Below are 22,724 nucleotides of genomic sequence, written 5' to 3' on the forward strand. Positions count from 1 at the left end.
AGAACTGATCGCAAGCAAAATCTCACATCGTGGACGCTATCTGACTCACTTTCGTCTCACATTGCGAGAAGGCCCGATCTCGCCGGCCCTTTTGCCGCTGGATCTAGGGCACGGAAGCTTGCACGAATCGCCCGATCCCGCGAACTTTGGCAGGCCCGTCGTCAGCGCGCACGAACACCGCCTGGCCGGTATTGACCAAAAGATGCTGCCCCGATTCGACCCACAGATCGGCAGCGCCGTCTAGGCTCGCGATAATTCGCGGCCCCCCGCCGCTCAAACGGTAGGTGCGGCCGGCATTTCGAAGCTCAATGATTGAGAGTTCAAAGTCATCAACTGGAGCATAGAAAGTGGACTGAATTGGCGAGATTCGCTCTGGCGCTATTCGAATGGGCGGAGCAGCAACCGTTTCAACAACGGCAAGCAATTCTTTGACGTCGACGAATTTGTTCGTCAACCCGGCACGTAATACGTTGTCGGAGTTCGCCATGATTTCCAGCCCGAACCCGGCAGCGTACGCGTGAACGGTTCCAGCTGGCGTAAACATCGCCTCTCCCGGTTTCAACGTGACCGGATTGAGTAGTAGCGAGGCAACAATTCCCGGATCGCCCGGGTAGTGGGCGGCGAGCGTTCCCACCATATCGTCGGCTCGCGGCGAGGGCGAATCTTTCGTCAGCCTTTCGGCGCACGCTTCCACCACCTCGGCAACAGGATCGGCGCCCGGGCGCGAATCTTCTAACAGTAACGAGGCGAACGCGTTTCGAACGCCGTGCGCATTTGGCTCTTTACGGATATATTCCGCGATCTCCTGCGTCAGCCGAGCATCCAAGCCCTCCAGTACGCCTAAAATTCGCCGCGGTGTACGAAATCCAACCAAGGCATCGAATTTCGTAATTGCGTAAACGAGTTCGGGCTTATGATTTTCATCCTTGTAGGAACGATCCCACGCGTCGAGTTCAATACCCTTCGCGTTTTCGCGCTGATAGCCTACGCGAGCCTGTTCAGTGGACGGGTGAACCTGGAGGGAGAGCGGCTGGGCGGGGGCAATAAGCTTCAATAGAAAAGGTAGCTCGCCACCGTGATGTTTGGCCACCGCCGCGCTCAAGGAGCCCTGAGGGTCCGCCGCAATATAGTCACGTAAATCAGCACCAGCGCCCGCCCGCGAACGGACGCCTTGGCCCCCGTCGCTCAAGTCTTGGCGAGACAGCGCGCGGGCGCCGGCTCCAACGTCACAGCGCGCGGGCGCAGCCCGGTGGGCTCCCAGCCACAGTTCTGCAACCGGAAAATCGGCGGGCGGCAAACCGAAGAATCTCGGGATGAGATCCGGTGATCCCCAGTCGTAATCGCGAACGCGCCCTTGAATGACGTGCAAGAATTTATTCCTTGACGAGGTCCAAGCCGGCGTCGTCAAGCACGGGATCAGACTGGTCCCAGATCTTGGCGTGCGCTCGCACGTCGGTTTCCGAGTGGGCGCCGCAGCCGTGATCGAGTGAAACCACCCGTGCGTCGAACGCCGACCATTCGTTTGCACACACTCCGAAGAGTTGGCGTGCTGAACCGCCCATGTGCATAAGATATCCGCAACTGGAGCACGTGGCGCTAGCGGCTCGGGTGGACTGGTTGTCCGGCCCGCCCTCGCCTTCGTACCAGCGTTTAAAAGCTCCTGTGCGCCCTCGATCGGACAGGACGCGAGCGCGCCCTAAACCCAATTCGTATTCGGCGACGACGTCAGCATCCACACCCGTGGCCTCAAAGCCTTCGATGAGTTGTGAATCTTCTGAGGCCTGCAGGTTGTCGTCATCTGGCTTGTACGGGAGCCGGTCGGTTCCGCTTACGTCACCCGGGCGCACTCGATCGGCCCAGGGTATCCAGTCAGGGGCGAGCAGCGCATCTGGCCCGGGATGCACAGATATTTCGTTCACCTTCGCCGTCCGGCCGCGCGGTATGCGAGAGAGAGTAACGGTCCAAAACCAACCGCGATAGCCGGGGAGCAGGCACGTAAAGGCGTGCGTTACAACCCGTTCAGCTTCTTGGACGACGCCGGCGTGCTCGCCAATGCTGGAACGGTGTGCAACTTCATCCAACGCGGCGCGGGCCACGTCTACGGCGTTTGCGAGAGTTTTCTCTTTTGTGATTTTTTGGGTTGGGTTGATTCTATTCGACATCAAAATCCTCGGCCAGAGTTCGCAGGGCTTGAGCAATCCTCGGCCCTCCATTGGGGTAGCGCCCCCGGCGAAGCGTTGTGGATGCAGAGTCAAGGATCTTGATCAGGTCCTCAACAATTGGCACCATGTCTTCGGGCGATCGCCGGTTTGCGGCAGCCAGGGATACTTGTTTCTCAATGGGTGTCACGTGCATGGCGATAGGGCCGCGCCTAGTTTCCCCGACGATGTAATCAACACGAGTACCCGGGCGCAGGCGCGCGCCAATAGGGACGGAATGGGCCGGAAGATAGACTTCCTGACCGTCGTCGCCGGAAATAAAACCGAAGCCCTTCTTCTCGTCAAAGAACTTCACCTTGCCTGTTGGCACGTCGCGCTCTCTTTCATAGCAAATTAAAGTAGGTCCTATCATTATGGCACTTTCTTGCCCGCGGTAAATCCTTCCGCGCTTTCTCACAGTCACACGCCCGGTTCCACTTCGCCGTTGGCGCAGAATGCATTGTTCGAGCGCTAGTGTTGGTAAGTTGGTGGGGCATGCCACATTCGTGCCCGATTTTGGGAGGTTTGGTTGAGAAAGTTCCGCTTGGCCGCCGTCGGTTTCTTTGCAATCGGCTCCATCCTCGCGCCATCTTCGGCGCTTGCCGCACCGCCGCTAGATTTGGACGATAATTTCACTGACACCGCAGATATTGCGGGCAACGACGCCGAAATCGCCTCTGCGTTAGACGAGATTCCGGGTAATGATCTGTGGATCATCACGGTTGATAACACCGATGGTTTGGGTGTCGAGCAGTGGGCTCAGCAAACGCATGAGAAGTCTGGCTTGGAAGTGTATGACGGCGTGTTCGTTGTGGCTGTCGACGATTCCGAAGTTGGTTGGTATGCGCCGGGACCGGAACCTGGGGTTTCGGCGACGACCATAGCGAAGTCGTGGACCGATGAGATCCAGGAGTTATTCAGCTCTGGAAATTGGGATGAGGGGCTGCTCGGAATCGCCCAGAATGTTGCGGCCGTGGCAGATGGTGGCGATCCAGTTGTTGGCGGGCCAGAACCTTTCCCGTGGCTCGCAGTTGGCGGTGTCATCATAGTGATCGGCGGCGGTGTTGCAGGAGTTTCGACCGTGCGTAAGCGCCGTGCCGAGGCGCAGCTCGAGGCAGATTCGAATGCGAAAGTGATAGAAGCTTCCAGCGCTTTGTTGCAGACCGACGACGACGTGCGGGCAGCTACCGCTGAGCTTGAGTTTGCACGGGCCGAGTTTGGTTTAGAGGCGACTAAAGATTTTCAAAAGACACTCGGAGCGGCACGTGAAGCGACGCAGAAGGCGTTTAACATTCACGGACAGCTTCACGATGCCGATCCTGAAAGCCCCGAAGAAAAAGTTTCAATGGCGGCTAGGATCAACCAGTTGGTTTCGAGCGCTCAGGCCGCATTGGCGCAGCACACTAAGCAATTTTCCGAGTTGCGCAATCTGGCGGCTAATGCGGATACCAAGGTTGCTGAGATTGATACGAGGATGGACGAAATCAAGGATCGTTCAGATCTAGGCCGCCGCACGCTGGCCAATCTCGAGTTGAATTATCCGGCTACGGCGCTTGAGACTCTTCGCACTTATCCCGAGCAGGTGGCTCACCTACTCACAGCGACTGAAGAATCGCTCACGGCAGCACGGCAAGAAATCGAAGCCGGCGATCGCAACGGCGCGGTTCCCTACATTCGCATCGCGGAAGGAACGTTAGATCAGGCATCGCAGCTCAATGAGATGATCCTTGACGCTCCGCGTGTGCTTGAGGCCAAGCGGGAAGGTGTTGCGCGGCAGGTTGCCTCTCTTTCAGCAGATATTTCGGATGCAAACCGCTTGGCTTCCGATGATCCGACCGTGACGAAACTTCGCGTGCACGCCGAAAATATCGTACGCCGCGCGAATTCGGGCCAGTCCGATCCGTTTCTCATGGCCGAAGAACTCCACGAAGCCGAGGCAAATATAGACATGGCTCTCGAGCCTTTCCGGCAGGCTGACGAAAACCATAGGAGACTCCAAGCCGATGCCGAGCGGGCTCGCAGCCTCGCCCATGCGGCGATGAGGGAGGCGGATGCGTCTATTTCTCGCTATCGCGCCTCCACTCGATCAGGCGCTCGGGAGCAATTTGCGCGCGCGCAAAGTGACTATCAGGCTGCTGGCGTAGCTTCTGATCCGCAAGAAAAGATTCGGCTGTATGATTCCGCTAGGCAGGCTGCTAATCGCACGCGGCAAGCGGTTTTCAACGACATCGAACAGTCCTATTACGGCCACGGTCCTCACCGCTCGGCGGCCCGAGATTCCTACGCGGGCGCGATGGCAGGTTCGATCGTTGGCGGTCTTGCCCGCGGCCTGATCATGGGCGCATTGGGTGGCGGGGGTTCGCGTGGCCGATCGAGTGGCTTTAGTGGCGGCAGATCGAGTGGTTTTGGTGGCGGCCGAGGCCGGAGCAAGGGTGGCGGGAGCCGCCCTACCGGAGGTCGCCGCGGATTTTAGACGCCTGCCGCCCAGTCGGCGTCGTTTTACCTGTCCAGTTCCAACAATCAATTAACTAGAAAGGTCATTCTCATGGCAGAAAAGCAGTCCATCCTTGGGCGAATTTCCCAGTTGGCAAAGGCCAATATCCACGCTCTTATTGATCGCGCGGAAGATCCGCAGAAGATGCTCGATCAGATGGTGCGCGACTACACGAACTCCATCGCCGAGGCCGAAGATGCTGTAGCGGTGACGGTGGGCAACCTTCGCCTAGCCGAAGCGGACTACAATGAGGACATTTCCTCGGCCCGCGAATGGGGCCAGAAAGCTCAGGCGGCGGTAAACAAGGCCAAGGAAATGCGCGAATCGGGCAATGAGGAGGGCGCGGTGAAGTTCGACAATCTTGCCCGGGTCGCTCTTGAGCGCCAAATCCAGTACGAGGGCGAGGCGCGCGCAGCCGAACCCATGATTAACTCGCAGCAAGAAGTCGTCGACAAGCTTAAAGACGGCCTCAATGTTATGCGCAGCAAGCTCGATGAGCTCAAGCGCAATCGGGACCAGCTTGTGGCTCGCCAAAAGTCTGCCGAGGCCCAAAACCGCGTGCAGGACGCCATTGGCTCGATTAACGTTCTCGATCCGACCTCCGAGCTTTCCCGTTTTGAGGAACGCGTTCGGCGCCAGGAAGCTATTGCTGCTGGCCGCGCCGAAGTCTCGGCCTCATCGCTTGATGACCAGTTTGCCGAGCTGGAAGCCTCACGAGATACGACGGAGATCGAGGCTCGTCTAGCCGCTTTGCAGGCTGGTGAAGAGCCCAAGGCTATCGAGGGCAAAGAGTTCACCTCTTACTAGTCACCTCGGGCTAAAGATCCACCCCAATCAGGATACGTCTCGAATTGTGAGAAGCATTCTGGTCGGGGCGGATTTTTATCCGAAATAAATACAATACCAATATGTACTTTCTTATCGATGGCGAAAACATCGACGCAACTCTCGGGGTAAATATCCTCAAACGGGCCCCGCATCCGGAAGAGCGGCCCCGCTGGGATCGCGTGCTTAAATACGATCCGTGGGCACCTGAACATTTAGAAGCGGATGACCCCTCGCACGACGCGCGCACCGCCAAGGGCCTCTTCTTCCTCAACGCCAAGCAACGCACCGCGATGACCTTCGTCCAAGCACTCCTGGCCATCGGTTGGACCCCCATCCTGCTGACCTGTGAAGAACCTAGCGTCAAGATCGTCGACGCCGGTATTCAACGGACACTGGCAGCGATCGGCGAATCCCGCCCGGGGGCAGACATCATCATCGCCACTCACGACGTCGACTATCTCCCCCACATCGCTGACCTGCTCGACGCCGGACACCGCGTTGCCATCGTTTGCTTTCGCGAATTCCTTTCAGCACAGATTGCGGAATTGGAAAACCGCGGGCTCTTGATTGTTGACCTTGAATACGATGTGGGAGCTTTCAATCAGATGTTGAATCGGCTCTACCCGATTGACCTTAAAGATTTCGATCCGATGGACTTCCTCTAGCAGCTCTTCACACTTTTACCACTACCTCGGTTCGAGATCCCAGTGGCGTTTTGACACTTTTCGCCTATAGGGCAAGATTGACTTATGGTCTCACAGCTAGGTAACGATAAGCCCAAAATTTTAGTGGTTGACGACGAGCCCACGATTCGCGAACTCCTATCGGCGTCGTTGCGCTTTGCCGGTTTCGACGTTGCAACCGCCGAAGATGGCACTGCGGCGATCAATATCGAACGTAATTTTCAAGCGGACCTCGTCATACTTGACATCATGCTGCCCGACATGGACGGGTACGAGGTGCTCGAGGAGCTTCGCGAACGCGAACCAGACCTACCCGTGCTTTTCCTGACTGCAAAAGACGACGTGCAAGATCGCGTGCGCGGGCTCGAGATCGGCGCGGATGACTACGTAACGAAGCCCTTTTCGCTCGAGGAAGTTGTAGCTCGAATCCACGCGATTTTACGGCGAACAGCCCCCGAATCAAAGGACTCGGAAATCTTGCGCTACCACGATCTAGAAATGGACGAAGGCTCCTATGAGGTGCGCAGAGCCGGGCGCGAAGTTGAACTTTCACCCACCGAGTACCAGCTCTTGCGATATCTCCTCATCAATGCCGAACGGGTCGTGTCGAAAATTCAGATCCTTGAACACGTGTGGGACTACAACTGGGAAGGCGAAGCTTCAATCGTCGAATCCTATATTTCATATTTGCGGCGAAAGATCGACAGCGCTGAGGCGCTCGGCATGACAGATCCCGAGGAAGCGGCCGCACTCGAGCCGCTCATTCACACCAAGCGCGGGATAGGATACGTGCTCCGGCGAGCAAAATGACCTCGAAAAATTTCCCCGACGACCGGCCAACACCGAAGGTATGGCGCACGCTTTCGGTGCGCATCGTCTTCGTATTCATGTTGCTTATGGCCTTCGTGCTCATCATGATCTCCTGGCTCGCAACCGTCACGCTCCGCAGCTCGCTTATTGACGAAACCGATCGCAACTTACGCTCCTCGGGCCGAACCATGGCAACGGTCACCATTGAACAGCTCCTCGACGACTCCCAATCCCAGATTTTACCGAACGAGTTTTACCTCTACATCACATATGACAACCCCTACGAGTCGGAGCCGGTCACAGAGTTCACGGTTGTCAATCAGATTATCGCGGAGGAAAATGGCACGCCGGCCGATCCGCGCGAGTTGGCCCAGCGGCCCACCTCCGCGCCATTTACCGTGCCCTCCACGATCGAAGAGCAAGAGTGGCGGATTATTACTGCCGACCTTAGCTACTCACCCACCAATCTAACTTCCGTTGGTTCTGTCGTCATCGGCCTGCCCATGGAACCAATAGAAGAGACGGTACGCAACCTCGCTGGCGCACTTGCCACCCTCGTCCTCATTACCCTTGTACTCGGAGCGCTAACCGCCTATTTGCTCGTCGACCAGTCGCTCACCGGGCTTCGTGACATCGAACGCGCAACCCACGAAGTGGCTGCACGCAATCTGTCTGTTCGCGTTCCCACGGGCACGGATGGCTCCGAAGTGGCACTACTTGGCGCATCGATTAACCGCATGCTCTCCAGAGTCGAGGAGTCCTTCGAAGCGCAAGCCGCATCCGAACAGCGGATGCGCCAATTCGTCTCCGACGCCTCACACGAGCTACGCACACCTCTGGCAACGATTCGGGGCTATGCCGAGCTTTATCGGCTCGGCGGAGTGCCCGACGACGGCGTGGAACTTGCCATGTCCCGCATCGAATCCGAGTCTCAACGTATGGCTCACCTGGTTGATGACCTACTCCAACTCGCCCGGCTTGACGAGCGGCGAAAAATCAACATGCAAGCAGTTGACCTCGCCTCCACCGCGATCAACACAATCCACGATTTCCACGTTCGTGCCCCCGACTGGCCCGCCACCGTCGTCGGACTCGACGGCGGGGAGCCGCGCTCCGTCGTCGTCACCGCTGACGAAGAAAAAGTGACCCAAGTTATTACGAACCTGATCTCTAACGTGCGCACTCACACCCCGGAAGGAACTCCCATCGAGGTGGCGGTCGGAATTGATCCGGCGAATCCGAAGACGGGCGTGGTTGAGGTACGAGACCACGGGCCGGGAATCGCGCCGGAGGACGCCGACCGCATTTTCGAACGCTTCTACCGCACCGATTCCTCGCGCTCGCGGGTCAGCGGCGGTTCCGGGCTCGGCCTCGCTATCGTTTCAGCGATCATGCACATCCACGACGGGCAGGCCTCCGTATCCGAAACTTCCGGCGGCGGGCTGACCGTCCGCCTAGAATTCCCCGGCGTGCACGGCGGACAAACCGGCGATGAAAATCCGTGCGGGGTTTAGTCCTCTGAAAGTCTCGGATTTGCCGTTTCCTGATCGAGCATTTCTATAATGTGACGACGCACCCGCCCCGTGAAATCCTCTGCGCTCTCACCTTCGCGCGCCTTCATCGGCTTGCCAATGTACATGCTCACCGGCGGGCGGTTTGGTGTCGGCAAAACAGCGCCCACGGGCATGGCTTCGTGACCGCCGCTCATCGCGAGCGGCACGATCGGAACATCAAACTTCATGGCGAGCGCGGCGGCACCAGTTTTAAACTCCCCCAACTCGCCCGTGCGCGAACGGGTGCCTTCCGGAAATATAAGAATTGGAATGCCCGCACGTAGGAGGCGGGAGGTCATACCCTTGGCGCGGCCAGCATTTGGATCGCGCGGATCAACCTTGCGTTCAATCGGATAGGTGTTAAAAAACAGGGAGGTAAGTTTAGAAATGGTCGGTTTGCGATAAAAATAGTCTGCCGCCGCTCCAGTGGCGAGCTGGTCAGTCATGTGATCCGGCAAAAGAGTGAACACCATCGGCGCATCAAGATGCGAAGAGTGATTGCCCACCACAATGTAGGCTCCCTCCAGACCCTCGACGTTGTGCTGCCCCGACACGCTCGTATCGAGCACGGATTTAATCACCGGGCGGGTCAAGAACTTACGCACCCCGCGGCGCATATTCTTCTTCGACTCCGAATGGTAGTCGTCGAGCGGGTGCAGATTGGTCATCGACGGCCCTTATTCAATTTCTTGACAACCGCTGCCACAGCCGGCGCGGGCGCATGCTTGGCTAGAAATCCGGTGATCTTAAATCGTTTCGACGGCGTGGAGGTCGTTTTGCCTTTTTCCACGTCCGCAAGGCACTCTTCGATGACGCGATCGGCGTCCAGCCACAGCCAACTTGGGATCGACGACGTCGACACCCCGGATCGCTCATGGAACTCGGTTCTAACCCACCCGGGAATGAAAGAGACGACCTGCACGCCATGTTTGCCTACTTCGATTGCCAGCGAATCCGACCACACGCGCACGAAGGCTTTAATCGCCGAATACGCACCCATAGGCGCTGCTGCCGCCATCGAGGACGTGTTGATGATGACTCCTTCACCGCGTTCTTTCATTGCGGCCGCCGCTGCGCCGCCGAGCACCATCGGGGCCCTCGCCATCAGCTGCGTGCCCCGCAAAAGAGGTTCTGGATCCGCCGTCGCCATCCGCGTGTACAAGCCAGCACCGGCGTTGTTGACGAACACGTTAATCGGAGACTCGGTAGAGCTGAGCCGTTCGCTAACCGCCCGAACGCCGTCGTCAGAGCTCAAATCCGCCGGCAGGGCTTCCACACGAACACCATTTTTACCCAGCTCAACGGCAACTTCCTCAAGACGTTCGGAATTGCGTGCCACAAGAACGAGATCGAGCCCGCGCCGAGCTAGATGACGTGCGAACATGAGACCTAAGCCCGACGAGCCGCCAGTGATCAGCGCCCGCCCGCGTAAAGGTGAGTTGTTATCAGCCATGTGTCCTACGATAGTTGCGAAGCGGTGGGAAGTCTTACTGTTTAGATAATAGTCATTCTAGGTAGAATCTCGTTCGTCCTCGAATTAATGGAGTGAGATGTCGCAAATTGACGTGCCGGCGTGGCTCACGCCTTCTTTTGCGCGGTCGGCCTCGGCGGTTGGCGCGGCCGCCGAACGCGAGCACATCGAACGGGTGTGTGCCGAATTTATCAAGCTATGGTCGACGCCAAACCGCCATTTTCACGACATCCGACATCTGTGTGATGTGCTCACCCGCATTGACATGCTCAGCTCCGAGGCACACAACGTTGATGTGGTCAGGCTTTCCGCGTGGGCCCACGGGTGCGTGTTTAACTCGAGCGACCAACAGGCATACGTGCACCAAGGCGGGGAGAACCGCGCCGAATCTGCGCGCGTGAGTGCCGAACTGTTTGAGAAAATCGGAATCCCGAGCGAGGTGGTACAACAAATTTCCAAACTGATCTTAGATATGCGCAAACATCCGCTACCCACTCTGGAATCTCGAGTAGTCGTTGGGCAGGATTTGGATCTGCTAGTTTTGGTGGACGCCCACCTAGGTTTCCTTGCGAGCCAACCGCAAAAGTATCGGGATTACGTTGATGGTATGCGTGCGGAGTACTCGCATCTACCGTTGGAGGATTTCGCGAGCGCAAGACTGGCAGTGGTCAATAGTTTGCTTGACCGAAAACGATTGTTTTCCACACCCTTAGCTACTGACTGGGAGGCGCCGGCGCGCCAAAATCTCGAACTGGAAAAGGCGCGGTTAGAAGCCGAACTCTCAGATTTGCACGCTGGCTACCCCGTCCCACCGCACACGCTTCCTCAGCCAGAAATATCGGGCTCCCAAGAACTCCCGAATAGACAAGTGCCTATTCACCACCTCGCCCCATCGCAGGCTGATTACAGTGGCTCCACTCTGGAGGCGGCGGGCGATCACCTTGATCCGCGCAAATCCGGGAAAGTTTTACGTTCAGAGGACGCGAAGCAGGCCCGCCGGGATGCCATCACACACACTGTGCGAGAAAAGGCAAAGGGCGATAACGACGACGGGAAATGATCAGATCTGGCGAACGGGCAAAATTTAGACTGATACCGAAGGGCCCGAGGCTAATCGCCTCGGGCCCTTCACTCTGTAGCTCAGAGCTTATCCAGCACAACGCGGTTTAGTACATGCCACCTGCTGCTGCGGCAGCGGCTGCATCATCGGCACCGCCGGCAGGTTCTGGCTTGTTCGCAACAACTGCCTCGGTGGTGAGGAACAGTCCAGCGATCGATGCCGCGTTCTGCAGTGCTGAACGGGTCACCTTAACCGGATCCGCGATACCTGCAGCTAGCAGGTCAACATACTCGCCAGATGCAGCGTTCAAGCCTTCACCCGCAGGAAGCGAGCGGACCTTCTCCGCAACAACGCCACCTTCGTGGCCAGCGTTTTCCGCAATCTGCTTCAGCGGCGCTTCAACGGCGTAACGAACGATGTTCGCACCGGTTGCCTCATCGCCTTCGAGGTTGAGCTTCTCGAATGCCTTGTCGGCTGCCTGCAAAAGGGCAACGCCACCGCCGGCGACGATTCCTTCTTCAACAGCTGCCTTGGCGTTCAAAACCGCGTCCTCAATGCGCTGCTTGCGTTCCTTGAGCTCAACTTCTGTAGCGGCACCCGACTTGATGACGGCAACGCCACCGGCGAGCTTTGCGAGGCGCTCTTGGAGCTTCTCGCGGTCGTAATCGGAGGTGGAGTTTTCGATCTGAGTCTTGATAACAGACACGCGGCCGTCGATGTCTTCCTTGGTGCCGGCGCCGTCGACGATCGTCGTCGCATCCTTGGTCATCACAACCTTGCGAGCCTGGCCGAGCATCGAAATATCGGTGTTTTCGAGCTTGAGGCCAACCGTCTCCGAGATAACCTGACCACCGGTGAGGACGGCCATGTCCTGGAGCATTTCCTTGCGGCGATCGCCAAAGCCTGGGGCCTTCACGGCCGCGGACTTGAAGATGCCGCGGATCTTGTTGACCACGAGTGTTGCCAGTGCTTCGCCCTCGATGTCCTCGGCAATGATGACGAGCGGCTTACCGGTCTGCATGACCTTTTCAAGCAGCGGCAGCAGATCCTTCATGCCCGAGATCTTCGATTCGACCATGAGAATATAGGCATCCTCGAGCACGACTTCCTGACGTTCGGCGTCCGTGACGAAGTAAGGCGAGAGGTAACCCTTATCGAAGGACATACCTTCGGTGAGCTCCAGCTCGGTGCCGAAGGTGTTGGACTCTTCGACGGTCACAACGCCTTCCTTGCCGACCTTGTCGAGTGCTTCGGCGATCAGTTCGCCGATCTCCTTATCACCGGCTGAAATTGCTGCGGTTGCCGCGATTTCTTCGGTGGTTTCAACTTCCTTGGCGTCGTCAAGCAGCTGCTTGACGACGGCGTCAACCGCCACGTCGATGCCGCGGCGGAGCGCGATCGGGTTTGCACCCGCGACGACATTGCGCAGGCCTTCCTTGACGAGTGCCTGTGCGAGCACGGTTGCGGTAGTGGTGCCGTCGCCTGCGACGTCGTCCGTCTTCTTGGCGACTTCCTTAACGAGTTCTGCGCCGATCGATTCGAACGGTTCTTCGAGTTCGATTTCCTTGGCGATTGACACGCCGTCGTTGGTGATCGACGGGGCGCCCCACGACTTATCCAGTACTACGTTTCGGCCTTTGGGGCCAAGCGTTACCTTGACGGTGTTGGCGAGGACGTCGAGTCCTCGTTCCATTCCGCGGCGCGCTTCTTCATCAAAATGGATGATCTTTGCCATGTGTTCTTTTCCTCCACGAAGGTGGTTTCCAGCCGGTGCCCGCGACGGACGGTGTGCGCGTGGCCGTTCATGTCTCGGCCCAGTGCACCCCTCACCGACTGCACAATTATCACTCTCACCTCGAGAGTGCCAATAAAGATTCTGGCACTCGAAGCTCGAGAGCGCAAATTTTGCTCACTGTTTGGTAGCTGAGTTTCACCAGCGGCCAAAAGTTGAGTGAAGATGAATCAAGTAATTGGAGTGAGGCGGGTGCCGTCAGTTACTCCTCACGCGTGCCCATGCGTGAAGGCTCAGCGTATTACAGCGACGATAGGCGCTCCGTAGGCGACAATCACGTCTTCGCTTTCAGCGACGTCAGCGCCCAGTACCTCCGCTACAGCCCGTGCGGTTCCTTCGTATTCGGGATCGAAATAGTAGATCGTAGAATCCACGGGCTGCGTTCCACCGCGGTAGTCAGCCACTGAAACATTGCCGAAGCCCTGTTGCTCCAAGATCGCCTGGTTCTCACCGGCAAAGCCGACTGTGCCGCGGCCATTGAGGACGAGAATGTGATGGTTCAGGTTTGGCTCAATGGCGGCTTCACCTTCGTCAGCATCGGTCGCGTCCTCTGAATCGGACGCCTCGGCAGGGCCTTCCTCACCGTCTTCCTCTTGACCGTCTTCACTTTCGCCGTCTTCTGCAGCGGCCTGCTCGGAAGCGGTGGGTTCATCGGCCGTAGGATCGTCGTCGCTGGACATGGCATTGCCAATCCAGATTCCCACGATTGGCGCGATCATGAGCACCGCGAGCAAAGCGATCAGCCACGGGCGCGCGCTACTTGGGCGCCGGTGAGCGCCAACTGTTGTGCGCTCTTTGGCTAGCCGGTCAAATTCATCTTCAGGATATTCATGAGCCACGCACACATCCTACCGCGAATGGACCTTGACGCCAGATTTGACTACTGCGTTCTGCCTCCGCGCTCCGCCAAACGTTCTTCGCGCAAGCGGCGAAGCCGGTCAACCAACGCCGGATCGGCCCGCCAAAAATGTTCGGAGTCCAACAGATGGGTCAAAAGGAGGTGGTATCTGATCGGGCTCATCTGCATGGCGCGCCGAATGGCCTGATCGCGCGTCGCACCGTAGCGCCACCACGCTCTTTCAAATTCGAGCACGGACGCCTCAAATTCCGTAAGCTCTTCCATCTTTTCACTTTCTGACACAACCCAAGCCTATGGCGAGTCTCCTCCAAAGTGCTCGCCAGGTCCAACACCACTAACAACTGCGATACCGTTTTCCTATGAGTAACTTGGCTGACATCGTCCACCCGGAATGGGCTCGCGCACTCGAACCCGTCGCTGCCGACATTGCGACCATGGGAGATTTCCTCCGGGCCGAAAACAGGGCGGGCCGCGGATACCTACCCGAGGGCGATGCCGTATTACGAGCGTTCACCTACCCGCTATCGCAGGTGCGAGTGCTCATCGTTGGCCAAGATCCCTATCCCACGCCCGGCCACGCAATCGGGCTATCTTTCGCCGTCGACGCCGATGTGCGCCCCCTTCCGCGTTCGCTCAGCAATATTTACAAAGAACTTCACGAGGACCTTGGTATCCCTCCCGCCGAGCACGGCGACTTGACAGCTTGGGCCGAACGCGGAGTCATGCTCCTCAACCGGGTGTTGACTGTCGAGCCTGGCAAGCCGGCCGCCCACCGCGGGCAGGGCTGGGAAGCCGTCACCGATCACGCGATCCGAACCCTCGCACGCCAAGACCAACCCCTCGTTGGAATACTGTGGGGGCGGGTGGCCCAGGAGCTCAAACCCCTACTTGGCAAGACGCCCGTCGTCATGTCACCGCATCCCTCGCCACTTTCCGCAAGCCGCGGATTCTTCGGCTCCAAGCCATTTTCGCGTACAAACGCACTACTGATCGAACAGGGGGCCGAACCGATCAACTGGTCCGTGTAACTCGCGGCTCGTCGCAAGTCGCATGAAAAGAGCCCCCTGTCAGACTCGAACTGACGACCTTCGCTTTACAAGAGCGGCGCTCTACCAACTGAGCTAAGGAGGCACGCCCCGCCAGGCAAAACTGGCGAAGCCTCTCATAGTGTGCCAGAAAAAGCGGCCGGAGCCAAACGGGTGAGCGCTAGTTTTCGGGCGCCCCGGCGTCGATGGCCAGCTGCATGACCGAAGCCACGTCACCGTTTTCCAGCCAAGCCGTATTCTCCTCACCGTTCACCTCGAGGGTCGGAGTTCCAGAATACCCCTTGGCACGGAAGGCATCCGTGGCCTCGTCGGTTACCGTCTGCCAGTCATCGGAGGAAATTGATGCGGGAAGATCAGCGACGACGTCGGCAGGCACTCCCACCGACGCGGCGATTTCGGCAATGTCTGTTTCGGAAGGTGCCGGCCCGCGCTTAATCACCGTCGTGTAAGCCTGATCAAAAAGGGCTTCGTTGAACGCAAAGGCCTGCTCGGGAGCGTAGGTCGCGACGTAGAACATTGCCGCAGCCATATTGCTAGAGATGTCGTTGCCCAGCGTAGCTACCGGGTAAAAGCGCAGAGCCATTTGGCCCGACGACGTCAAGTTCCGGTAGTTTTCGGCACTGGCCGTCTCCAGGTGAATACAACCCGAACACGTGTAATCGGAATACACCGAGAACAGCCCAGCATCTGGCACCGGGCTACCTGCCGCGCCATTTTCGTCGATGTCGATGCCGTAATCGTCCGTGACGTTAGCTAGCTCAGCCGGCCGCACTTCGCCGTCGAAATCGGCTTTGTCATTACCGAAAATCTGCATGATGGCAAAAATAATGAGCACGAGTCCAATCACGCCACCAAAAACCGCAAGCGTGCGATTGCGCTTCTTACGCTTCTCCTCCTGCTCGCGCAGAATACGAGCCTTTTCGCGCGCAATTTCGCGTCTTTCTTTCTTCGTGACGGGTTTGCCCTGCGAGTTCGTCGCGCGGTTCGTGTCTGCCATGCCTGTCCCTTTACTAGTTAATCTGCCGAAATTCAATCACAAGCCCGTACCGTTTTCCACGGTTGCCCAGATTACTTTCCCGAAACGAGATTGTTTAATCCTAAATTATACTCAATCCGGATTGCCCCACAACCACCACCGCCGACATGGCCACCACCAATAAGATCATGAGCCAAAAAAGCCGGTAACCCGGGGTCGGCGCAATTGCCTCCAGTAAAATACGGGCTCCCTCACGGCCGTCTCTATTCGTCACCATCAACCACGCCACCACCATTGCCGATACCAGGCCAATCGGTTCATTCAGCTCGGGATCAGTGACATCTAACGCTTCGAGCGCAACGACCACCAACCACCCAAGCCCGCCGCCAACAGCCAACGAGACAGCACTGTGCAACAGCGCCCCAACCACAGTGAACGGTAGCCGGAGCACCATCCGCCCCACATCGCCCTCATGCGGGCCACCGCGAGCCACTCGCCTGTCCTTCAGTCCGCGATCCGCGCCGCCCACGATCGAGACGGCAACCACCAACGCGGCGACAGTCAGAGCCGCTGGCCCCGGCCACGCAAGTCCAAAAATAGCGACAATCGCGCCGATCAGCAACACGTGCAACCGGGCTTTTCGGGCCGGCAAAAACCAATCACCAACGGGCAAACGATCATGGCGCGCGGGGTCGAAAGCAGGCTCGTCCACTCCTAACACACCGGATTCATCCATCCCCGGCGCGTCCACCGTCTGCTCCAATGGCCGATCGAACATCGATCGGCGCTGCGGAACCACGACCGGAAGCTGTAAAGTAGGCGGGTTCCCACCTTCGGCAGCGACGACGGTTTCGCCAGTTGATACCGACTCCACCTCGCCGTGCTGCTCATCGCCGCCCCACTCTTCGACGTGCTGGCCCTGCAGGCTCTCATCGTGACCCGCTCCATCGGCAGTGCCGCCGCTGGCAACCGCGCCGGCCGCCGTCGTCGAACGCAACTCCTCCACGAGCGCGTCAAAGGTAATCCGGCGTGATCCATCCGGCTCGAGAGCTCGCCAAAAAGCGTTTTCAGCCCGCGGATCCAACCCCGGCACATGCGCCTCACCGTGCAGGACGCGATGCATCACGGCCGGCGTCGTTTCGGCAGCGAACGGCACAACGCCCGTCGCCGCGAACGCCAAAACAGCCGCAAGCGACCACCAATCAGCCATCTCATCCGGCGCCCCTCCGCGAATAACCCGCGGATCTGCCCAACCTGGAGTGTGCGAAAGAGAACCGGTACGAGTAATCCGCGTATCATGCCCGAGCTGAGCAATACCGAAATCAATGAGCACCGGCCCCTCCGCACCCATCATCACATTCGACGGCTTCAGATCACGATGCAGCACCCCCACCGCATGAATCGAACGTAACGCAGCTGCTAACTCCTCCCCAAGATCCACCAGGTCGCTGCCTTCATACCGGCCTGAATCCCGCACGTCGGCATCGAGAGTCGGCCCATCGATCAGCTGGGTGACGATGAAAACCTCGTCCTCTTCCGTCTCCGCATCGAGGATTTGCGCCACATATTCCCCGCGCACCCGCTGCAACATACGCACTTCACGGCGCAACCGATCACGCGAAACCGGATCCGCCGCAACCTCCGGATGCAAAAGCTTCAAAGCCACCTCACGGCCCTGGCCATCGACCGCCTTATACACGGTAGACATGCCACCGGATCCAATCCGCTTGACGATCTCGTAACCGCCAATAATCGATCGTTCTCGCATGTCACCCCTTGTGTGGCGAAGAAAATCTAGCCCCTCGCGCGAATGTGGCGCATACCGCTTGGGAAGTTCCAGTAAAGACAATCTTAAAATACGCGCAGTGTGCAACAATACTAGGGATGCCGGCCGTCGGCATCGTGTCAGAGTCGACACACTCCGGCACCTTTCACTACGGATCGTCCGGCACGTACCTGCCGGTGGAGGGAACCATAAACATGGCGACTGTCACATTCGAAAACGCCACACGCGTATACCCGGGGTCAACCACTCCCGCCGTCGATTCACTCAACCTAGAAGTTGAAGACGGAGAATTCCTCGTCCTCGTAGGGCCCTCGGGCTCCGGAAAGTCCACTGCACTGCGCATGCTGGCAGGCCTGGAGGACGTCAACACCGGCCGAATCTACATCGGCGAACGCGACGTCACAGACGTGACGCCAAAAGATCGTGACATCGCGATGGTCTTTCAGAACTATGCGCTTTACCCGCATATGACCGTTGCGGACAACATGGGCTTCGCACTGAAAATCGCCGGGGAGGACAAGGAAGTTATCCGCGAACGCGTAGAAGAAGCTGCGCGTATTCTCGACCTTGAACCATACCTCGAACGCAAACCCAAGGCGCTATCTGGTGGACAGCGCCAACGCGTGGCCATGGGCCGGGCCATCGTGCGCAAACCGCAGGTCTTCCTGATGGACGAACCGCTATCAAATCTCGATGCCAAGCTTCGCGTGCAAACCCGTACCCAGATCGCATCACTACAGCGCTCACTGGGCGTGACCACCGTTTACGTTACCCACGACCAGACTGAAGCGCTCACCATGGGGGATCGCATTGCCGTGCTGAAAGACGGCATCCTGCAACAGGTGGCCTCGCCAGCCGAAATGTTCTCCCGGCCAGCTAACGCTTTCGTTGCCGGATTCATTGGCTCACCCGCCATGAACCTTGGCGACTGGCGGGTCGATGGCGATCGCGCGGTATACGGCGATGCTTCGTTTAAGCTTCCTGCCGACGTCCTCGAGGCCGTTCGCGATGAAGGCAAAGTGACTGTTGGTCTGCGGCCCGAAGCGCTCGAACTCGCGAAAGAAGAAACCGGGATGCCGGTGAAGGTCACATTCGTTGAGTCCCTTGGCTCGGATGCCTACGTGTACGGCACGATCGTGGGGTCCGAGCGGGAAGAAGCCAATTTCGGATCGGGCGATTCTGCGCAGACCCTCGTAATCCGGATCGAGCCGCACGATGTTCCAAAGGCAGGCGAGATCGTGAACGCCCGCCCGCGCGGCGAATACACTCACTTCTTCTCGAGTTCGACTGGCGCGCGGATCGACTCCTCCGTCAACGAGTTCGCCATGGAAGATGTGGATAACGTGCAGGTCCAGCCCGTCATCCATGACGAGCTGGCCGACGAGCACGTGGCAGAATAGGCACTCTAGTTAGGCGACGCCGGGGCTTACGTTCGTGAACTGGGCTCCGGCGTCGTAGTGTTTAGGCGTAGTCTTGAACGGAAGGGAGGTGCCATGATTCGATCCTTACAAATCACATCCGCGCAGGTAGAGCCCGCCTTGCTAGATTTGCCGTGGGGTGTTGCACTCGAGGAGTGGCCCTCTGATGTGATCGCCGCGCTCCCCCGCGGCATTTCACGGCACGTGGTGCGCTTTGCCTACTTGGACGACCAGGTTGTGGCCGTCAAAGAAATCGGAGAGCGGGTGGCGTATCACGAATATGAGATGCTGCGCGATTTGAACCGTCTGAATGCCCCATGCGTGGAACCGCTGGCTGTTATCACCGGGCGCTTTGACGAATCCGGAGAACCGCTCAATGCCGCCCTCGTGACGCAGCACCTGGATTTCTCCTTGCCATACCGATCACTTTTCGGGAAGACGGCGATGCGTACCAAAACGGTGCGCAGGCTTATTGATGCTCTGGCCGTGTTGATGGTGCGCCTACATTTGCTGGGCTTTTTCTGGGGTGACGTTTCGCTATCAAATACGCTGTTTCGCCGCGATGCGGGAGAATTTTCAGCCTATCTAGTGGATGCGGAAACCGGCGAACTTGAAGACAACCTCTCAGAGCGCAAACGCCACTATGACATCGACGTTGCGCGCACGAATATCATCGGCGAACTGATGGACCTTCAGGCTGGCGGCATACTCGATCCCGAATTTGACTCAATCGGGGTTGGCAATAGGTATCTTGAGCGATACAAAGAGCTATGGGACGAGTTGACGAGCGAGGAGTCCTTCCAGTCCAATGAGCGTTGGCGGGTAGATGCCCGGATTCGGCGGCTTAACGATCTTGGCTTCGAAGTTGGCGAGCTTTCCATGGCTGCCGATATCGGTGGTACGACAATCTCGATACAGCCGAAGGTGGTGGACCCGGGGCATTATTCAAGAAAAATGATGCGGCTTACCGGGTTGGATGTTGAAGAGATGCAGGCTCGGCGAATGGTTAACGATATTGAGTCCTACCGTGCCGTGGCGGGGAAGTCGAATGTGCCTCTTGAGATCGTGGCTCACGAGTGGATCATGAACGTTTACGAGCCGACCATCCAAGCCGTTCCCTACGAGTTCCGCACTAAATTGCAGCCCGCCCAGCTCTTTCACGAGATTCTTGAGCATCGTTGGTACATGAGTGAGCAACAGGGCCGGGATATGCCGATGGCCCAGGTTGTGGATTCGTATGTGACTCAAGAGCTCGCCTACCGGCGCGACGAGGCGAGGCTGATCGGCCGCGATGATTAGAGCCCGAACCATTTGTTGTGAGAAAACTGCGGAAACAGCCGTTTTCATTCACCAAAAGCCCCAAACTCACAACAAATGGCCGGACACCCAGTAGACGAGCCAAAATTTAGCTGAGTTCCTCGATCAAAAGCTCGGCAATCTGGATCGTGTTCAAGGCCGCGCCCTTGCGCAGGTTGTCGCCAACCACGAAGAAGCTCAGGCCCTTGTTTTCATCGTCCGCCGCATAGTTTTGGCGCACGCGGCCAACAAAGCACGCGTCCTTACCGGCGCCCTCGAGTGGGGAGGGAACCTCGGCGTATTCAACGCCTGGTGCACTCTTGAACAGCTCAATCGCGCGCTCCACCGAAATCTTGTTAGAAAATTCGGCTGAAACAGCCATTGCGTGCCCGGAGAAAACGGGAATCCGCACGCAGGTTCCAGCCACCCGCAGTTCGGGAATTTCGAGGATCTTACGCGATTCGTTGCGGAGCTTTTGTTCCTCATCGGTCTCGAAGGTGCCGTCATCAACGATCGCGCCGGCAATGGCAACCGCATTAAAGGCGATCGGTTTCACGTAAGGCGCCGGATCGGCGGCGTGCTCAACGGCTTCGCCGTTCACGGCCAGGCCCTTCACGGCCTCACCCTTATCGAGTAGCGCCTTGGTCTGGTTGTAAAGGGCATCAACGCCCGCAAGCCCAGAGCCAGACACGGCCTGGTAAGAGGAAACGACCATATTGGTCAAGCCCGCTTCCTCGTGCAGCACTTTCACTACCGGCATGATCGCCATGGTCGTACAGTTCGGATTCGCAATAATGCCCTTGGGCCGGTTTTTCAACGCGTGCGGATTAACTTCGGACACGACAAGCGGCACGTCCGGATCCTTCCGCCACGCCGAGGAGTTATCGACGACGACGGCCCCAGCTTCCACGAATTTCGGCGCGTACTCAAGCGAGGTGCTACCACCTGCGGAAAACAGCGCAATGTCAATCCCGGAAAAGTCGGCCTTGGCAACATCTTCGACAACGATCTTTTCGCCGTTGAACTCAAGTTCTGTGCCGGCTGAACGGTGCGAGGAGAAGAAGCGCACCCTGTCAACCTTCGTACCGCGCGATTCCAAAAGGCCTCGCATAACTTCACCAACCTGCCCGGTGGCTCCTACAAGTGCAAGGGTGATGCTCATCGTCCTGTACCTCCGTAAACGATCGCTTCTTCTTCGGCGTCAAGATCAAACGCCTGGTGGACGACTCGCACGGCCGTGGCCACATCGTCCGCATCCAAAACGGCAGAGATTCGGATCTCTGACGTTGAAATCATGTCAATGTTGATACCTGCATTCGCGAGCGCCGCGAAGAATTTCGCCGTTACACCCGGGTGGCTACGCATTCCAGTACCGATCAGCGAAAGGATGCCCACGCCATCGTTCTGGAACACCTTGTCAAAGCCGAGTTCTTCCCGCTTTTCTTCAAGCACCCGGAAGGTTCGCTTCACATCGGTGATCGGCAACGTGAAGGAAATGTTCGCCATGCCCGGCGCATTGACCGGCACGTTTTGGACGATCATGTCGATAGACGATCCCGAATCGGCCACCACCTGAAAGATTCGGGCAGCGGCGCCGGGTTTATCGGGTACGCCCGTGATTGTGATTTTGGCTTGCGAGGTATCGTGGCTGATTCCTGAAATGATGGGAGCTTCGTTATCGCCCTCCCAGCGGCTGCGGGCGGATTCGTTCACGATCCACGTCCCTTCTTTGGTTGAAAACGATGAGCGTACGTGCAGTGGCACGTCATATCGGCGCGCATATTCGACGGCGCGCAGGTGCAAAATTTTGGTGCCGTGAGCGGCCATTTCGAGGGTTTCTTCGTAGGTGAGCGCCGGGATTTTCTGGGCTGCGGGCGCAACGCGCGGATCGGCGGTAAACACGCCGTCGACATCGGAGTAGATCTCGCACACGTCGGCACGGAGAGCAGCTGCGAAGGCGACGGCGGTGGTGTCGGACCCGCCACGGCCGAGGGTGGTCACGTCGTTTTCTTGGTTCACGCCCTGAAAGCCCGCAATAATCGCGATTTCGCCGTCTTGGATAGTGCGGGCTATACGTTCAGGTACAACGCCCACGATCGATGCCGCGCCGTAGGCCGTGTCGGTGTGCAAGCCGGCTTGCTGACCGGTGAAGGCGCGGGCTGGCACGCCCAGATCCGTTACGGCCATCGCTAGCACTGCCATGGAGATTCGTTCACCCGCGGATAGGAGGATGTCCATTTCGCGGGCGGAGGGTTCTTCGGTGATTGATGAGGCGAGGTCAATGAGGTCGTCGGTGGTGTCTCCCATTGCGGAAACGACGACGACGACCTTGTGGCCCGCCTTGTGCGTATCGACGATTCGTCGCGCTACGCGCTTGATGCCCTCAGCATCGGCGACGGAAGATCCGCCGAACTTCTGCACGATGAGTGACACGTGAACTCCTTGATATAGGTG

The 22,724-nt window shown here is 58.1% G+C and carries 21 protein-coding genes and 1 tRNA gene; 9 read left to right on the forward strand and 13 right to left on the reverse strand.

What is annotated here, in order from left to right; translation table 11 throughout:
* Positions 1-103: 103 nt before the first annotated feature.
* The 3 genes from manA to J2S70_RS03805 are packed head-to-tail and all read right to left on the reverse strand — an operon-like array spanning position 104 to position 2,571.
* On the reverse strand, positions 104-1,369 hold the full coding sequence (manA, locus tag J2S70_RS03795; RefSeq protein WP_307682416.1) for a mannose-6-phosphate isomerase, class I: 1,266 nt from the start codon (positions 1,367-1,369) through the stop codon (positions 104-106).
* A 4-nt stretch (positions 1,370-1,373) separates the two neighbouring features.
* Positions 1,374-2,162 (reverse strand): DUF3027 domain-containing protein, encoded by a 789-nt coding sequence (locus J2S70_RS03800; RefSeq protein WP_307682417.1) that lies wholly within the window; start codon positions 2,160-2,162, stop codon positions 1,374-1,376.
* The gene (locus J2S70_RS03805; protein WP_307682418.1) at positions 2,152-2,571 is read right to left on the reverse strand and encodes a cold-shock protein; all 420 of its coding nucleotides are present in this window, start codon (positions 2,569-2,571) and stop codon (positions 2,152-2,154) included. The genes J2S70_RS03800 and J2S70_RS03805 overlap by 11 nt, the downstream gene beginning before the upstream one ends.
* A gap of 156 nt (positions 2,572-2,727) precedes the next feature.
* Here J2S70_RS03805 and J2S70_RS03810 point away from each other — a divergent pair, with 156 nt between their 5' ends.
* The 5 genes from J2S70_RS03810 to J2S70_RS03830 all read left to right on the forward strand — a co-directional run bounded on the left by J2S70_RS03810 (position 2,728) and on the right by J2S70_RS03830 (position 8,527).
* A complete protein-coding gene (locus J2S70_RS03810; protein WP_307682419.1) occupies positions 2,728-4,671 on the forward strand; it encodes a TPM domain-containing protein in 1,944 nt (647 codons plus the stop codon).
* 72 nt (positions 4,672-4,743) lie between these two features.
* Positions 4,744-5,499 (forward strand): PspA/IM30 family protein, encoded by a 756-nt coding sequence (locus J2S70_RS03815; protein WP_307682420.1) that lies wholly within the window; start codon positions 4,744-4,746, stop codon positions 5,497-5,499.
* 101 nt (positions 5,500-5,600) lie between these two features.
* Positions 5,601-6,185, forward strand: a complete 585-nt coding sequence (locus J2S70_RS03820) for a P-loop NTPase family protein (RefSeq protein ID WP_307682421.1) — start codon at positions 5,601-5,603, stop codon at positions 6,183-6,185.
* An 84-nt stretch (positions 6,186-6,269) separates the two neighbouring features.
* On the forward strand, positions 6,270-7,013 hold the full coding sequence (locus tag J2S70_RS03825; RefSeq protein WP_307682422.1) for a response regulator transcription factor: 744 nt from the start codon (positions 6,270-6,272) through the stop codon (positions 7,011-7,013).
* On the forward strand, positions 7,010-8,527 hold the full coding sequence (locus J2S70_RS03830; RefSeq protein WP_307682423.1) for a sensor histidine kinase: 1,518 nt from the start codon (positions 7,010-7,012) through the stop codon (positions 8,525-8,527). The genes J2S70_RS03825 and J2S70_RS03830 overlap by 4 nt, the downstream gene beginning before the upstream one ends.
* Here J2S70_RS03830 and J2S70_RS03835 read toward each other — a convergent pair.
* Both J2S70_RS03835 and J2S70_RS03840 read right to left on the reverse strand, forming a co-directional pair.
* Positions 8,524-9,234 (reverse strand): lysophospholipid acyltransferase family protein, encoded by a 711-nt coding sequence (locus tag J2S70_RS03835; protein ID WP_307682424.1) that lies wholly within the window; start codon positions 9,232-9,234, stop codon positions 8,524-8,526. The genes J2S70_RS03830 and J2S70_RS03835 overlap by 4 nt on opposite strands.
* Positions 9,231-10,019, reverse strand: a complete 789-nt coding sequence (locus J2S70_RS03840; RefSeq protein ID WP_307682425.1) for an SDR family NAD(P)-dependent oxidoreductase — start codon at positions 10,017-10,019, stop codon at positions 9,231-9,233. The genes J2S70_RS03835 and J2S70_RS03840 overlap by 4 nt, the downstream gene beginning before the upstream one ends.
* A gap of 97 nt (positions 10,020-10,116) precedes the next feature.
* On the opposite strand from J2S70_RS03840, the gene J2S70_RS03845 reads away from it, so the two are divergent.
* On the forward strand, positions 10,117-11,097 hold the full coding sequence (locus tag J2S70_RS03845) for an HD domain-containing protein (protein WP_307682426.1): 981 nt from the start codon (positions 10,117-10,119) through the stop codon (positions 11,095-11,097).
* A 106-nt stretch (positions 11,098-11,203) separates the two neighbouring features.
* Here the strand turns inward: J2S70_RS03845 and groL are convergent, their stop codons facing one another.
* The 3 genes from groL to J2S70_RS03860 all read right to left on the reverse strand — a co-directional run bounded on the left by groL (position 11,204) and on the right by J2S70_RS03860 (position 14,030).
* Positions 11,204-12,832 (reverse strand): chaperonin GroEL, encoded by a 1,629-nt coding sequence (groL, locus tag J2S70_RS03850; RefSeq protein ID WP_307682427.1) that lies wholly within the window; start codon positions 12,830-12,832, stop codon positions 11,204-11,206.
* 290 nt (positions 12,833-13,122) lie between these two features.
* Positions 13,123-13,728, reverse strand: coding sequence for a LytR C-terminal domain-containing protein (locus J2S70_RS03855; protein ID WP_307682428.1), 606 nt, complete (start codon positions 13,726-13,728; stop codon positions 13,123-13,125).
* Positions 13,729-13,769: 41 nt separating this feature from the next.
* A complete protein-coding gene (locus J2S70_RS03860; protein WP_307682429.1) occupies positions 13,770-14,030 on the reverse strand; it encodes a DUF3263 domain-containing protein in 261 nt (86 codons plus the stop codon).
* A gap of 77 nt (positions 14,031-14,107) precedes the next feature.
* Between J2S70_RS03860 and J2S70_RS03865 the strand changes: the two genes are divergently transcribed.
* On the forward strand, positions 14,108-14,776 hold the full coding sequence (locus tag J2S70_RS03865; RefSeq protein WP_307682430.1) for a uracil-DNA glycosylase: 669 nt from the start codon (positions 14,108-14,110) through the stop codon (positions 14,774-14,776).
* A gap of 30 nt (positions 14,777-14,806) precedes the next feature.
* On the opposite strand, the gene J2S70_RS03870 is transcribed toward J2S70_RS03865, so the two are convergent.
* From J2S70_RS03870 to J2S70_RS03880, 3 genes are all read right to left on the reverse strand, one after another.
* A tRNA-Thr gene (locus J2S70_RS03870) sits at positions 14,807-14,879 on the reverse strand.
* A 75-nt stretch (positions 14,880-14,954) separates the two neighbouring features.
* Positions 14,955-15,791: a DsbA family protein gene (locus tag J2S70_RS03875; protein WP_307682431.1), complete on the reverse strand. Its 837-nt coding sequence runs from the start codon at positions 15,789-15,791 to the stop codon at positions 14,955-14,957.
* A 100-nt stretch (positions 15,792-15,891) separates the two neighbouring features.
* On the reverse strand, positions 15,892-17,538 hold the full coding sequence (locus J2S70_RS03880; RefSeq protein ID WP_307682432.1) for a serine/threonine protein kinase: 1,647 nt from the start codon (positions 17,536-17,538) through the stop codon (positions 15,892-15,894).
* Between the two features lie 212 nt (positions 17,539-17,750).
* Between J2S70_RS03880 and J2S70_RS03885 the strand changes: the two genes are divergently transcribed.
* Both J2S70_RS03885 and J2S70_RS03890 read left to right on the forward strand, forming a co-directional pair.
* Positions 17,751-18,956, forward strand: coding sequence for an ABC transporter ATP-binding protein (locus J2S70_RS03885; RefSeq protein ID WP_307682433.1), 1,206 nt, complete (start codon positions 17,751-17,753; stop codon positions 18,954-18,956).
* 93 nt (positions 18,957-19,049) lie between these two features.
* Positions 19,050-20,273, forward strand: a complete 1,224-nt coding sequence (locus tag J2S70_RS03890) for a DUF4032 domain-containing protein (protein WP_307682434.1) — start codon at positions 19,050-19,052, stop codon at positions 20,271-20,273.
* A gap of 106 nt (positions 20,274-20,379) precedes the next feature.
* Here the strand turns inward: J2S70_RS03890 and J2S70_RS03895 are convergent, their stop codons facing one another.
* Together J2S70_RS03895 and J2S70_RS03900 are read right to left on the reverse strand one after the other, a co-directional pair.
* Positions 20,380-21,432, reverse strand: a complete 1,053-nt coding sequence (locus J2S70_RS03895) for an aspartate-semialdehyde dehydrogenase (RefSeq protein ID WP_307682435.1) — start codon at positions 21,430-21,432, stop codon at positions 20,380-20,382.
* Positions 21,429-22,703 carry an aspartate kinase gene (locus tag J2S70_RS03900; protein ID WP_307682436.1) on the reverse strand — a complete coding sequence of 425 codons (1,275 nt, stop codon included), beginning with the start codon at positions 22,701-22,703 and terminating at the stop codon, positions 21,429-21,431. Before J2S70_RS03900 ends, J2S70_RS03895 begins: the two co-directional genes overlap by 4 nt.
* Positions 22,704-22,724 lie beyond the last annotated feature (21 nt).

This window comes from Trueperella bonasi, from assembly GCF_030811535.1.
GTDB lineage: Bacteria > Actinomycetota > Actinomycetes > Actinomycetales > Actinomycetaceae > Trueperella > Trueperella bonasi.

Excerpts from the sequence above, each read along its gene's own strand:
- J2S70_RS03800 (WP_307682417.1), bottom strand. The coding sequence starts at position 2,162 with ATGTCGAATAGAATCAACCCAACCCAAAAAATCACAAAAGAGAAAACT.
- J2S70_RS03805 (WP_307682418.1), bottom strand. The coding sequence starts at position 2,571 with ATGATAGGACCTACTTTAATTTGCTATGAAAGAGAGCGCGACGTGCCA.
- J2S70_RS03815 (WP_307682420.1), top strand. The coding sequence starts at position 4,744 with ATGGCAGAAAAGCAGTCCATCCTTGGGCGAATTTCCCAGTTGGCAAAG.
- J2S70_RS03820 (WP_307682421.1), top strand. The coding sequence starts at position 5,601 with ATGTACTTTCTTATCGATGGCGAAAACATCGACGCAACTCTCGGGGTA.
- J2S70_RS03825 (WP_307682422.1), top strand. The coding sequence starts at position 6,270 with ATGGTCTCACAGCTAGGTAACGATAAGCCCAAAATTTTAGTGGTTGAC.
- J2S70_RS03830 (WP_307682423.1), top strand. The coding sequence starts at position 7,010 with ATGACCTCGAAAAATTTCCCCGACGACCGGCCAACACCGAAGGTATGG.
- J2S70_RS03835 (WP_307682424.1), bottom strand. The coding sequence starts at position 9,234 with ATGACCAATCTGCACCCGCTCGACGACTACCATTCGGAGTCGAAGAAG.
- J2S70_RS03840 (WP_307682425.1), bottom strand. The coding sequence starts at position 10,019 with ATGGCTGATAACAACTCACCTTTACGCGGGCGGGCGCTGATCACTGGC.
- J2S70_RS03845 (WP_307682426.1), top strand. The coding sequence starts at position 10,117 with ATGTCGCAAATTGACGTGCCGGCGTGGCTCACGCCTTCTTTTGCGCGG.
- groL (WP_307682427.1), bottom strand. The coding sequence starts at position 12,832 with ATGGCAAAGATCATCCATTTTGATGAAGAAGCGCGCCGCGGAATGGAA.
- J2S70_RS03865 (WP_307682430.1), top strand. The coding sequence starts at position 14,108 with ATGAGTAACTTGGCTGACATCGTCCACCCGGAATGGGCTCGCGCACTC.
- J2S70_RS03875 (WP_307682431.1), bottom strand. The coding sequence starts at position 15,791 with ATGGCAGACACGAACCGCGCGACGAACTCGCAGGGCAAACCCGTCACG.
- J2S70_RS03880 (WP_307682432.1), bottom strand. The coding sequence starts at position 17,538 with ATGCGAGAACGATCGATTATTGGCGGTTACGAGATCGTCAAGCGGATT.
- J2S70_RS03885 (WP_307682433.1), top strand. The coding sequence starts at position 17,751 with ATGGCGACTGTCACATTCGAAAACGCCACACGCGTATACCCGGGGTCA.
- J2S70_RS03890 (WP_307682434.1), top strand. The coding sequence starts at position 19,050 with ATGATTCGATCCTTACAAATCACATCCGCGCAGGTAGAGCCCGCCTTG.
- J2S70_RS03895 (WP_307682435.1), bottom strand. The coding sequence starts at position 21,432 with ATGAGCATCACCCTTGCACTTGTAGGAGCCACCGGGCAGGTTGGTGAA.